At 44.5% G+C, this 12,127-nt stretch carries 6 protein-coding genes, 16 tRNA genes and 2 rRNA genes; 1 reads left to right on the forward strand and 23 read right to left on the reverse strand.

Going from position 1 to position 12,127, the window contains the following annotated elements; genetic code table 11:
- Positions 1 to 113: 113 nt before the first annotated feature.
- From NYE61_RS11840 to NYE61_RS11935, 20 genes are all read right to left on the reverse strand, one after another.
- Positions 114 to 3,032 (reverse strand): 23S ribosomal RNA (locus tag NYE61_RS11840).
- Between the two features lie 381 nt (positions 3,033 to 3,413).
- Positions 3,414 to 4,975 (reverse strand): 16S ribosomal RNA (locus tag NYE61_RS11845).
- Together the 16S and 23S rRNA genes with 16 tRNA genes alongside form the textbook arrangement of a ribosomal RNA operon.
- 282 nt (positions 4,976 to 5,257) lie before the next feature.
- A tRNA-Ile gene (locus tag NYE61_RS11850) sits at positions 5,258 to 5,331 on the reverse strand.
- A gap of 12 nt (positions 5,332 to 5,343) precedes the next feature.
- Positions 5,344 to 5,417: transfer RNA gene (locus NYE61_RS11855), tRNA-Gly, on the reverse strand.
- A 27-nt stretch (positions 5,418 to 5,444) separates the two neighbouring features.
- Positions 5,445 to 5,517, reverse strand: a tRNA-Ala gene (locus NYE61_RS11860).
- 12 nt (positions 5,518 to 5,529) lie between these two features.
- Positions 5,530 to 5,606, reverse strand: a tRNA-Pro gene (locus NYE61_RS11865).
- A gap of 3 nt (positions 5,607 to 5,609) precedes the next feature.
- A tRNA-Arg gene (locus NYE61_RS11870) sits at positions 5,610 to 5,686 on the reverse strand.
- A gap of 3 nt (positions 5,687 to 5,689) precedes the next feature.
- Positions 5,690 to 5,778, reverse strand: a tRNA-Leu gene (locus NYE61_RS11875).
- A gap of 58 nt (positions 5,779 to 5,836) precedes the next feature.
- Positions 5,837 to 5,918, reverse strand: a tRNA-Leu gene (locus NYE61_RS11880).
- Positions 5,919 to 5,921: 3 nt separating this feature from the next.
- Positions 5,922 to 5,997 (reverse strand) — tRNA-Lys (locus NYE61_RS11885).
- A gap of 49 nt (positions 5,998 to 6,046) precedes the next feature.
- Positions 6,047 to 6,122: transfer RNA gene (locus tag NYE61_RS11890), tRNA-Thr, on the reverse strand.
- 217 nt (positions 6,123 to 6,339) lie between these two features.
- A tRNA-Phe gene (locus NYE61_RS11895) sits at positions 6,340 to 6,415 on the reverse strand.
- Positions 6,416 to 6,449: 34 nt separating this feature from the next.
- Positions 6,450 to 6,542 (reverse strand) — tRNA-Ser (locus tag NYE61_RS11900).
- Between the two features lie 11 nt (positions 6,543 to 6,553).
- A tRNA-Asp gene (locus tag NYE61_RS11905) sits at positions 6,554 to 6,630 on the reverse strand.
- A 37-nt stretch (positions 6,631 to 6,667) separates the two neighbouring features.
- A tRNA-Met gene (locus NYE61_RS11910) sits at positions 6,668 to 6,744 on the reverse strand.
- Between the two features lie 33 nt (positions 6,745 to 6,777).
- Positions 6,778 to 6,853: transfer RNA gene (locus NYE61_RS11915), tRNA-Val, on the reverse strand.
- Positions 6,854 to 6,857: 4 nt separating this feature from the next.
- Positions 6,858 to 6,932, reverse strand: a tRNA-Glu gene (locus NYE61_RS11920).
- Positions 6,933 to 6,997: 65 nt separating this feature from the next.
- A tRNA-Asn gene (locus tag NYE61_RS11925) sits at positions 6,998 to 7,072 on the reverse strand.
- A gap of 253 nt (positions 7,073 to 7,325) precedes the next feature.
- Positions 7,326 to 9,200, reverse strand: coding sequence for an ABC-F type ribosomal protection protein (gene abc-f / locus NYE61_RS11930; protein WP_095313154.1), 1,875 nt, complete (start codon positions 9,198 to 9,200; stop codon positions 7,326 to 7,328).
- 187 nt (positions 9,201 to 9,387) lie between these two features.
- A complete protein-coding gene (locus tag NYE61_RS11935; RefSeq protein WP_285845194.1) occupies positions 9,388 to 9,525 on the reverse strand; it encodes an RAxF-45 family protein in 138 nt (45 codons plus the stop codon).
- A 142-nt stretch (positions 9,526 to 9,667) separates the two neighbouring features.
- Between NYE61_RS11935 and NYE61_RS11940 the strand changes: the two genes are divergently transcribed.
- Positions 9,668 to 10,030 carry a nuclear transport factor 2 family protein gene (locus NYE61_RS11940; protein WP_095313152.1) on the forward strand — a complete coding sequence of 121 codons (363 nt, stop codon included), beginning with the start codon at positions 9,668 to 9,670 and terminating at the stop codon, positions 10,028 to 10,030.
- A gap of 74 nt (positions 10,031 to 10,104) precedes the next feature.
- Here NYE61_RS11940 and NYE61_RS11945 read toward each other — a convergent pair whose 3' ends face one another.
- The 3 genes from NYE61_RS11945 to NYE61_RS11955 all read right to left on the reverse strand — a co-directional run bounded on the left by NYE61_RS11945 (position 10,105) and on the right by NYE61_RS11955 (position 12,012).
- Positions 10,105 to 10,869, reverse strand: coding sequence for a MerR family transcriptional regulator (locus NYE61_RS11945; RefSeq protein WP_095313150.1), 765 nt, complete (start codon positions 10,867 to 10,869; stop codon positions 10,105 to 10,107).
- An 88-nt stretch (positions 10,870 to 10,957) separates the two neighbouring features.
- Positions 10,958 to 11,125 (reverse strand): hypothetical protein, encoded by a 168-nt coding sequence (locus NYE61_RS11950; protein WP_339315553.1) that lies wholly within the window; start codon positions 11,123 to 11,125, stop codon positions 10,958 to 10,960.
- 29 nt (positions 11,126 to 11,154) lie between these two features.
- Positions 11,155 to 12,012, reverse strand: a complete 858-nt coding sequence (locus NYE61_RS11955; protein ID WP_303449457.1) for an aminoglycoside 6-adenylyltransferase — start codon at positions 12,010 to 12,012, stop codon at positions 11,155 to 11,157.
- Positions 12,013 to 12,127 lie beyond the last annotated feature (115 nt).

Below are 12,127 nucleotides of genomic sequence, written 5' to 3' on the forward strand. Positions count from 1 at the left end.
CTCAAAAACAAGGACAAGTTTTATTATATGCATTTCCGAATAAAAATGCAAGGTTTTTTTAAATTTATACCTTAAAAACTAAATAAGAGAAAACAAGACATCAAATAAAGAATTTAGTTAAGTCCTCGATCGATTAGTATCCGTAAGCTCCACGTGTCACCACGCTTCCACACCGAACCTATCAACCTCATCGTCTCTGAGGGATCTTACTCACTCGAAGTGATGGGAAGTCTCATCTTGAGGGGGGCTTCATGCTTAGATGCTTTCAGCACTTATCCTTTCCACACGTAGCTACCCAGCGATGCTCCTGGCGGAACAACTGGTACACCAGCGGTGTGTCCATCCCGGTCCTCTCGTACTAAGGACAGCTCCTCTCAAACTTCCAACGCCCACGACGGATAGGGACCGAACTGTCTCACGACGTTCTGAACCCAGCTCGCGTACCGCTTTAATGGGCGAACAGCCCAACCCTTGGGACCGACTACAGCCCCAGGATGCGATGAGCCGACATCGAGGTGCCAAACCTCCCCGTCGATGTGAACTCTTGGGGGAGATAAGCCTGTTATCCCCGGGGTAGCTTTTATCCGTTGAGCGATGGCCCTTCCATGCGGAACCACCGGATCACTAAGCCCGACTTTCGTCCCTGCTCGACTTGTAGGTCTCGCAGTCAAGCTCCCTTGTGCCTTTACACTCTACGAATGATTTCCAACCATTCTGAGGGAACCTTTGGGCGCCTCCGTTACCTTTTGGGAGGCGACCGCCCCAGTCAAACTGCCCGCCTGACACTGTCTCCGAACCGGATCACGGTCCTGGGTTAGAATGTCCATACAGCCAGGGTGGTATCCCACGGATGCCTCCACCGAAGCTAGCGCTCCGGTTTCCAAGGCTCCCACCTATCCTGTACAAGCTGCACAGACATTCAATATCAGGCTACAGTAAAGCTCCACGGGGTCTTTCCGTCCTGTCGCGGGTAATGCGCATCTTCACGCATAGTATAATTTCACCGGGTCTCTCGTTGAGACAGTGCCCAAGTCGTTGCACCTTTCGTGCGGGTCGGAACTTACCCGACAAGGAATTTCGCTACCTTAGGACCGTTATAGTTACGGCCGCCGTTTACTGGGGCTTCGGTTCAAAGCTTCGCCTTGCGGCTAACATTTCCCCTTAACCTTCCAGCACCGGGCAGGTGTCAGCCCCTATACTTCGCCTTTCGGCTTCGCAGAGACCTGTGTTTTTGCTAAACAGTCGCTTGGGCCTATTCACTGCGGCTCCATGTAAATGAAGCACCCCTTCTCCCGAAGTTACGGGGTCATTTTGCCGAGTTCCTTAACGAGAGTTCTCCCGCTCACCTTAGGATTCTCTCCTCGCCTACCTGTGTCGGTTTGCGGTACGGGCACCTATGATCTAACTAGAGGCTTTTCTTGGCAGTGTGAAATCCGGAACTTCGGTACTAAATTTCCCTCCCCATCACAGCTTGAAATTGCCAGACGGATTTGCCTATCTGACTTTCTCACTGCTTGGGCGCACATATCCATCAGTGCGCATTCCTTATCCTACTGCGTCCCCCCATCGCTCAAACAATCATGAGGTGGTACAGGAATATCTACCTGTTGTCCATCGCCTACGCCTTTCGGCCTCGGCTTAGGTCCCGACTAACCCTGAGAGGACGAGCCTTCCTCAGGAAACCTTAGGCATTCGGTGAAAGAGATTCTCACTCTTTTTTCGCTACTCATACCGGCATTCTCACTTCTAAGCGCTCCACCAGTCCTCACGGTCTGACTTCACAGCACTTAGAACGCTCTCCTACCATTGTTCGTAAGAACAATCCGCAGCTTCGGTGATACGTTTAGCCCCGGTACATTTTCGGCGCAGAGTCACTCGACCAGTGAGCTATTACGCACTCTTTAAATGATGGCTGCTTCTAAGCCAACATCCTGGTTGTCTGGGCAACTCCACATCCTTTTCCACTTAACGTATACTTTGGGACCTTAGCTGGCGGTCTGGGCTGTTTCCCTTTCGACTATGAACCTTATCACCCATAGTCTGACTCCCAAGTAAAAGTAACTGGCATTCGGAGTTTGACTGAATTCGGTAACCCGGTGAGGGCCCCTAGTCCAATCAGTGCTCTACCTCCAGTACTCTATTTCTTGAGGCTAGCCCTAAAGCTATTTCGGAGAGAACCAGCTATCTCCGTGTTCGATTGGCATTTCACCCCTACCCACACCTCATCCCCGCATTTTTCAACATACGTGGGTTCGGGCCTCCAGTCAGTGTTACCTGACCTTCACCCTGGACATGGGTAGATCACACGGTTTCGGGTCTACGACCGCATACTCATTCGCCCTATTCAGACTCGCTTTCGCTGCGGCTCCGTGTCTTCCACTTAACCTTGCATACGATCGTAACTCGCCGGTCCATTCTACAAAAGGTACGCCGTTACCCATTAACGGGCTTCGACTACTTGTAGGCACACGGTTTCAGGTTCTATTTCACTCCCCTTCCGGGGTGCTTTTCACCTTTCCCTCACGGTACTGGTTCACTATCGGTCACTAGAGAGTATTTAGCCTTGGGAGATGGTCCTCCCGGATTCCGACGGAATTCCACGTGTTCCGCCGTACTCAGGATACACTCCGGAGGGAATTCTTTTTCAACTACAGGGCTGTTACCTTCTGTGGCTGACCTTTCCAGGTCGATTCATTTAAAGAATTCCTTGGTAACTCCGAGTGGAGTGTCCTACAACCCCAGAAAGCAAGCTTTCTGGTTTGGGCTCTTTCCGTTTCGCTCGCCGCTACTCAGGAAATCGATTTTTCTTTCTCTTCCTCCGGGTACTGAGATGTTTCAGTTCCCCGGGTCTACCTCATGCACCCTATGTATTCAGATGCATGTACTGTTCCATTACGAACAGTGGGTTCCCCCATTCGGAAATCCCCGGATCAAAGTTTACTTACAACTCCCCGAGGCATATCGGTGTTAGTCCCGTCCTTCATCGGCTTCTAGTGCCAAGGCATCCACCGTGCGCCCTTATTCACTTAACTAAGTTACAGTAAATAAGCGTACTAATTTATTAGCCTTGCTTTTATTTAATTCAGCTTCAGCTCCTAGAAACTACCGTCATAAGCAATTGACATTCCAAACGCTAAAAACCAAGCGTTTTCCAGTCTCTTGCTTATGCGTCCGTTTCTGAACAGTCGCTTCAGCCTTTTACATTAATATTGATGTCGTTGTTACTCTTATTTAGTTTTCAAGGTACAAGCTTCCACAGGATGTGGTGACTTCTGTGTTCGTCACAGGACGTGACGGGTTTTAACAGAAGATCCTTCAATCCTTTGAGAGATCTTTTTTACTCTCTCAAAACTGAACCAAACAACACAGTATGCCCTTCCTACCCGAAGGTAGGGTTCCGTAATAATCCTTAGAAAGGAGGTGATCCAGCCGCACCTTCCGATACGGCTACCTTGTTACGACTTCACCCCAATCATTAGTCCCACCTTCGGCGGCTGGCTCCAAAAGGTTACCTCACCGACTTCGGGTGTTACCAACTCTCGTGGTGTGACGGGCGGTGTGTACAAGGCCCGGGAACGTATTCACCGCGGCATGCTGATCCGCGATTACTAGCGATTCCGGCTTCATGTAGGCGAGTTGCAGCCTACAATCCGAACTGAGAATGGTTTTATGGGATTGGCTTGACCTCACGGGTTCGCTTCCCTTTGTTCCATCCATTGTAGCACGTGTGTAGCCCAGGTCATAAGGGGCATGATGATTTGACGTCATCCCCACCTTCCTCCGGTTTGTCACCGGCAGTCACCTTAGAGTGCCCAACTGAATGCTGGCAACTAAGATCAAGGGTTGCGCTCGTTGCGGGACTTAACCCAACATCTCACGACACGAGCTGACGACAACCATGCACCACCTGTCACTCTGTCCCCGAAGGGAAAACTCTATCTCTAGAGGTATCAGAGGATGTCAAGACCTGGTAAGGTTCTTCGCGTTGCTTCGAATTAAACCACATGCTCCACCGCTTGTGCGGGCCCCCGTCAATTCTTTTGAGTTTCAGCCTTGCGGCCGTACTCCCCAGGCGGAGTGCTTAATGCGTTAACTTCAGCACTAAGGGGCGGAAACCCCCTAACACCTAGCACTCATCGTTTACGGCGTGGACTACCAGGGTATCTAATCCTGTTCGCTACCCACGCTTTCGCTCCTCAGCGTCAGTTACAGACCAGAGAGTCGCCTTCGCCACTGGTGTTCCTCCACATCTCTACGCATTTCACCGCTACACGTGGAATTCCACTCTCCTCTTCTGTACTCAAGTCCTCCAGTTTCCAATGACCCTCCACGGTTAAGCCGTGGGCTTTCACATCAGACTTAAAAGACCGCCTGCGAGCGCTTTACGCCCAATAATTCCGGACAACGCTTGCCACCTACGTATTACCGCGGCTGCTGGCACGTAGTTAGCCGTGGCTTTCTGGTTAGGTACCGTCAAGGTTGGGTCAGTTACTACCCAACTTGTTCTTCCCTAACAACAGAGTTTTACGATCCGAAAACCTTCATCACTCACGCGGCGTTGCTCCGTCAGACTTTCGTCCATTGCGGAAGATTCCCTACTGCTGCCTCCCGTAGGAGTCTGGGCCGTGTCTCAGTCCCAGTGTGGCCGATCACCCTCTCAGGTCGGCTACGCATCGTCGCCTTGGTGAGCCGTTACCTCACCAACTAGCTAATGCGCCGCGGGCCCATCTGTAAGTGACAGCCGAAACCGTCTTTTATCTTCTCACCATGAGATGAAAAGTGTTATCCGGTATTAGCTCACGTTTCCGCGAGTTATCCCGATCTTACAGGCAGGTTGCCCACGTGTTACTCACCCGTCCGCCGCTCATTCCATAAACATTACCCCGAAGGGTTCTGTTTATTTCCTGCGCTCGACTTGCATGTATTAGGCACGCCGCCAGCGTTCGTCCTGAGCCAAGATCAAACTCTCCATAAAAGTTTGTAATACTTAGCTTTTGTAGAAGCTGACTTCTACTTGTTTTAAAAAGAAAAACGAGTTTCCTTTTTCTTGACATACTGGTTGTTTTGTTCAGTTTTCAAAGAGCAAATTTGTTTGTCGTTCTTTTAAAGCGACTTTATTAATATATCATGTCTTCCAATTTGTTGTCAATAACTTTTTAAAATATTTTACTTTCGAAATATTTCTTCGTTTTCGACAACTTTTATATCTTATCATCTTCGTAAAAAGATGTCAACATCTTTTTTCAAAAAAGATGAATGGGCCTGAGTGGACTCGAACCACCGACCTCACGCTTATCAGGCGTGCGCTCTAACCAGCTGAGCTACAGGCCCATATTGGTAAGTTGGAGCGGGTGAAGGGAATCGAACCCTCATCATCAGCTTGGAAGGCTGAGGTTTTACCACTAAACTACACCCGCATAAATTATATCGTTTTTTTTAAGAAGTGGAGCCTAGCGGGATCGAACCGCTGACCTCCTGCGTGCAAGGCAGGCGCTCTCCCAGCTGAGCTAAGGCCCCGTATAAAAAAAATGGTCGGGAAGACAGGATTCGAACCTGCGACCCCTTGGTCCCAAACCAAGTGCTCTACCAAGCTGAGCTACTTCCCGTTATGGCGCGCCCGAGAGGAGTCGAACCCCTAACCTCTTGATCCGTAGTCAAACGCTCTATCCAATTGAGCTACGGGCGCATATGGTGCCGAGGACCGGAATCGAACCGGTACGGTAGTCACCTACCGCAGGATTTTAAGTCCTGTGCGTCTGCCAGTTCCGCCACCCCGGCAAGGGCAAAGAAAAGGATACTGAATTTGCAACAAAAATTCCTCTTAAGTAAAAAGTAATGCGGGTGAAGGGACTTGAACCCCCACGTCCGAAGACACTAGATCCTAAGTCTAGCGCGTCTGCCAATTCCGCCACACCCGCGAATGGTGAGCCATGAAGGATTCGAACCTTCGACCCTTTGATTAAAAGTCAAATGCTCTACCGACTGAGCTAATGGCTCAAAAATATATATTACGTATTAATGATAATTATTATTTACTTGTAAAAAGTGGTGCCGGCCAGAGGACTTGAACCCCCAACCTACTGATTACAAGTCAGTTGCTCTACCAGTTGAGCTAGGCCGGCAAATGATTATCTAGTTACCAAATGATTAACAGCAAGTCCATCAAGTAGGCTCGTCGTGTTGCAAGAACACTCGGAGAAGTTCCACTCCTCGCAAGCCTGCACATGGTAGTTACTCGATGAAGTAAACGGCTTGCTCTACCAGTTGAGCTAGGCCGGCTTGTTGGCTTCCTGTAAACTATTAGATTTATATAGAAAGAATCAACTTCCGAAAGATAAATGGTGGCTCGGGACGGAATCGAACCGCCGACACACGGATTTTCAGTCCGTTGCTCTACCGACTGAGCTACCGAGCCAAGTGTTATTTAACTACAAAACTCAAATTATAAATGGAGGAGGTAGAGGGATTCGAACCCCCGCGCGGTTTGACCCGCCTGTCGGTTTTCAAGACCGATCCCTTCAGCCAGACTTGGGTATACCTCCGAATATTTAAATGGCGGTCCGGACGGGACTCGAACCCGCGACCTCCTGCGTGACAGGCAGGCATTCTAACCAACTGAACTACCGGACCATATTGCAAATAACATATCTAATTAAACCAAAAGATTTGGTTGCGGGGGCAGGATTTGAACCTACGACCTTTGGGTTATGAGCCCAACGAGCTACCGGACTGCTCCACCCCGCGATATAACAAATATATTTCATCTAAAAGAAAAGATGGTGGAGGATGCAGGGCTCGAACCTGCGACCCCCTGCTTGTAAGGCAGGTGCTCTCCCAGCTGAGCTAATCCTCCGTATTGGTGACCCGTACGGGATTCGAACCCGTGTTACCGCCGTGAAAGGGCGGTGTCTTAACCGCTTGACCAACGGGCCAATATTATTTATGAACAAATTCGACAACAAATGTATTATTCGACATTTACTTCATAAAAATTAAATGGCTCCACAGGTAGGATTCGAACCTACGACCGATCGGTTAACAGCCGATTGCTCTACCACTGAGCTACTGTGGAATAATATAACAGCGAGATTTATCTTATTACATAATTGTATTAAAGTCAATGCCTAAATTAAACTTTTGTAAAAAAAACGCAAAAAAAGTTTCAACCCCACTAATTTCGTCTAATAAGCTCAGCATCCTCCATTTTGCTAAAGCCTGTTCATCTATATAAAAAGAAGCTCTTTTCTAACATGCACATGACATATCAAAGAGCTCCTTCTTATTTGTCCCCATCTTTCATCTAATCTAATCTAAACTGTACCCTCCTAAACATTCAAACGCATATACAACTCTTCCCAAACCTTCTCCAGCCCTTCTTTTTCCATATACACTTCTTGCATTTGTTCCAAGTCTTGGATTTCTACTAACTTTTCCTCTAATAAGGTAATTTTACGTTCTACTTCCTCTAAATCCTTTTTCAGTCTCTCACCATCTAAATCCTGACTTTTCCTCTTTTTCGGTTCTTGTTTTTTCTCTCGCACTACTGTTTTTAATTTTTCTTTCCCATCAAGCTTCAGTGCAGTCAGCTTTTCCCGTGCCCAAGTATAATCCCCCTCAAAATGATAAACAGCTTTGGCTTCAATCCAATAGATCTCTTCAAACAGCTTATTTAAAAAATAACGATCATGAGAAACTGCTACAATGGTTCCTTTATAATCCTCCAGTGCTTCTTCCAATACTTCACGTGCCTCGATATCCAAATGGTTTGTTGGTTCATCTAAAATGAGAACATTTATATCTTGATACATCATTTGCGCTAAGCGAAGACGCATCCTTTCTCCTCCACTAAGCTGTGAAACTTGTTGAAATACCATATGCCCATAAAATAAAAACCTAGCTAAAATACGTCTCGCTTCACCTTCCGTAACATGTACCTCATCTCGAAATGCTTCAAGAACAGTTTCATCTTGGAATTGCGTAAAGACTTGTTGAGATAGATATCCTACTTTGACATTACTTCCGATTCTTACTTCTCCTTCGTCTGCAGGCAGTTGATTTAAAATTAATTTAATTAATGTAGATTTACCTGTTCCATTTCCTCCAACAATGGCAACACGTTGCTTGTATCTAATATGCATATTTACTTTGGAAAAAAGCTCCCTGTCACCGAACCACTTTGCAACATCCTTTAAAATAATGACATCCTTTCCGCTTCGGTCCGTTGTCTCCATTTCAAGGTTCATTTTTTTGCGATTCAATACAGGACGATTTATTTTTTCCATCCTTTCTAACGCTCGCTCCATGTTTCGTGCACGTTTGTGCAACCCTTCATTTGGTGGGTTAGCCCGATTTGCCCAGTCGCGCAATCGCTTAATAGCTTCTTTCATTTTCCTTATTTTCTTTTGCTGTTCTTCATACGCCTGGAATTCTCTTAATAAACGTGCCTCTTTTTCCTTTATATAACCAGAAAAATTCGTGGGATAGCTCGTGATTTCTCCATCTTCTAAATCCAACACCTTACCTACAACCTCATCAAGAAAATACCGATCATGCGAAACAATGACGACAGTTCCTTGATAACTCTGTAAAAAATCAGCTAGCCATTCGACTGACATTAAGTCTAAATGATTCGTCGGTTCATCTAGTAATAATAAATCAGGCTTTTTTAAAAGCAAGAGACCCAGACCTACCTTTGTTTTCTCTCCACCGCTCAAGCTAGAAAATTGCTGTTCAAGCAAGTCATCGATATTTAATCCATTAACGATTCTTTCGATATTCGCTTCGATCTCATAGCCACCTTTTCGCGCAAAATGGTCTTGAAAATTGCCGTAATCCCGCATTAATTTATCTAACCGCTCCACATTGGTTTCCTTGCTCATCGCCTCCCCGAGCTGCATCATCCTTTCTTCCATTTGGACTAGCTCTGAAAAGGCAGTCTTTAATACCTCCTTTGTTGTCAACTTAGAATATGCTTCTGGAATTTGGGCGAGATAACCTATTTTTGTTCCTTTTCTCCAATGGATTTTTCCTGAATCAGGTGCTTCTTCACCAGACAATAATCGAAATAGCGTACTTTTCCCGCTTCCATTTCGACCCACAAGACCAATCCGATCATTACCCATAATTTCAAATGATATATTTTCAAAGATGGAGCTTCCCCCATACATTTTCGTTATTTGATTCACACTGCATACAATCATAGTAAAGTTCCTCCTTTAATACAGTTCCTAAGTGCACTTCTTTAATGATGGCACGTGATACAACACAAAAAAGCCATAGGAAACATAATAATCCCATGGCTTTCAACTAAATAAGGGCACACAAAAGGGAGAGCATGAAAAGCCCTCCCTTTAAAACCCCTACAATTATGTGGATTTAGAGATGTTTTCACCGTTTTACATTTGCTATAAAGTTGCTAAAAAAGGGCATACGTATCCCGTTATCAACTAAAACAGCAAATTTTGCACGGCTAAAATATAAATAATTCGTCCAGTAACCGTACACAAACACAGCTTGATTAAACATCCCTTTCCACCTCCGTTCGTTTGTTTCTTTTATTTTATTTGATTGTTGCTTCTATTTCAAGTATTACACAAAAAATGCAGGATATTTCTAATATGAAACGAATTATTTATGTAATACAAATCAAAAAGGAGTTGATTGAAAAATGACAAAGAATCAGGAGTTTTTTCAAAAGATTAACGAGGCATTTGCTACTGGAGATGTTGACTTTATTCTTGAACACACAGCCGAGGACGTCGTGTGGAATCACGTTGGACAAGCAGTGTTCGAAGGTAAAGCTGCATTTGCTGCAGAGATGGAAAAAATGCGTGGGTATACACCACAAAACTATGTAACAAAGCAAATTATTACCCATGGAGATTCTGCAGTAATTGAAGGATCCATGACAATACCCGATGAAGAGGGAATTGATAAAACCTATGCTTTTTGCGACATATATAAGTTAAATAAATTTAAAGATGGGAAAATCAAGGAACTGACAGCTTATCTTATTGTAGTAAATGCATAAAGTTCGATAGGCATTTCATCAAATAAAGAAGTCCCATTTTGAAAACAAACATGGGACTTCTCTTCATATATATCCTATTTTTCCATACCAAGGTAAATGAGAATAGCATCTCTTAAAAATTCAGTTGCCCCCTCTGCAGCCTTATCATAAAAGGCTGTGAATCGCTCATCGGCAACGTACATTTCTGCAAGACCTGCATGTGCTTCTTTTGAATAACTGCCCCAGGAGTACATTAACCATTGCTTATGCTTTGCAGCTATTTCCTGTGCTGACACAGAAGCAGGGTCTCCTTTTTCATAAGCTTTCTTAAGGAGCACCATGATTTCTTCTCCTAAATCATTCATTGCTTTGAAGTCTTCCTCAGACATCCCTCTTAGCTTAGCATTACTTGAATCAATCGTTTTATCACCATATTTACTACGGATTTCTTCCCCGTACTTTTTCTCATTTTCTTCAATTAATTTTTCCTTGAACGCTGCGAATTTATCTTTATCCTGCATCGGAATACCTCCTTCAATACTTGCAATCGTTCCTTTAACGGTTGCCATTAGTTTGTCAAGACGGGCACGCTTTTGTGCTAGCAACTGATAATGCGATTTTAATGCTTCTGTCTGATCAAATGTTGGATCGCTTACTATTTTCTTGATGTCTTCCAGACTTACTTCCAATTCACGGTAAAACAAAATTTGTTGAAGCAAATCAACTTCCTTCTGTCCGTAAATTCGGTAGCCGGATGAATTAATTCGTGCTGGTTTTAACAGTCCGATTTGATCATAATATCTGAGTGTGCGGCCGCTCACACCAGAAATCAGAGCTAATTTTTTTACGGTATATTCCATCTGTAACCCTCCTGACAGTTACCATCTTAAACCTTTACGCTACGTAAAGGTCAAGGGTTAGTTTAAAAAATAAATATGTTCCATACAATTACAAGCGAATCAGGCTTGAAAGTCCTCCAGTAATCACCATTAGGAGTATTGTAATCCCAATCGATCTGCCGTTGATACCACCATCTACTCGTTTTCGTACCTCTGAAAGTATGATAATAAATACGCCGATCATGCATTGTACATTATCCCCCTTGTTAAAGATCATTTATTTTAAAACTGCGACCAATAAATATCCTAAGCATCTGGTCCTAACTGTTGAACATGCTTCAAGTATGCTTTCACGTTTTCTGCTTCCTCAAAGGAGTACGTAAAACCAAAATGCTTTGCAACCTCAATGGCAACTTCCTCAAATAACGCTGTCATTGTGAATAAAGTGCGCCATGCATGTTCATACGAACCGCTGGGAAAAGTTTTTAAAAGGCGCGTCCATGTCTCGTCATCAACATAACGCTTTAAATACTTCCCATTTTTTCCAATGCTTAAAGAAAAATCAGTCTCCATACCTGCCTTCCATTCAAGCATTTTCATAAGCATCGACCGACAGATAGTCATATGATCAAACGCATACAAAATTTCCTCGCGCCACAATCCTTTTACAATGTACGTAGATACCCACCAAAATTCCTTACAGCAATCAGCAAAAAAGAAAGCAGATGGCTTTTTCACCCAATACCCTTTATCACTCGGAGGAGACAGTATCGGCAAGCTATCATCCTTATCTAATAAAACAACCGTTAATCCGTCCTCACGACAATACGCTTCTTTCTCTTCTATCGGGGCAAGTATTAGATCAATCCGATTACCATCTTTAAATAGCATCAAATAAGAAAACCTGCCCCCAAGCGTTGGTGGAAACATGGTCATATTTTCCGGTGTCTGCATCATAATGCGGTCCCCAAATACATCTATCCAATTCGGATCGTTTATAAAAGAACCCATATCTGAAACAAGATAAACAATATCGTAATCCTGAAAAGAATCGCTAGGAACATTACAATTTACTCTTGAACCATTCATTGCTGCCGCTCTAATTCTGCTATCTTCTTTTGCAACATTTAATATAAGCTCCATCATTTCTTGTTTAGACCGCATGTGACATACCCTCCATATTCATCTGAAATATTACTTTTATTATATAAAAACCAGCTCGGTTCTCCTACTATTTATAAGCTATTATTTTCTGCATTTTTTTGATAAACTTTACAAT

The organism is Oceanobacillus sp. FSL W7-1304 (assembly GCF_037969805.1).
GTDB lineage: Bacteria > Bacillota > Bacilli > Bacillales > Amphibacillaceae > Oceanobacillus > Oceanobacillus profundus.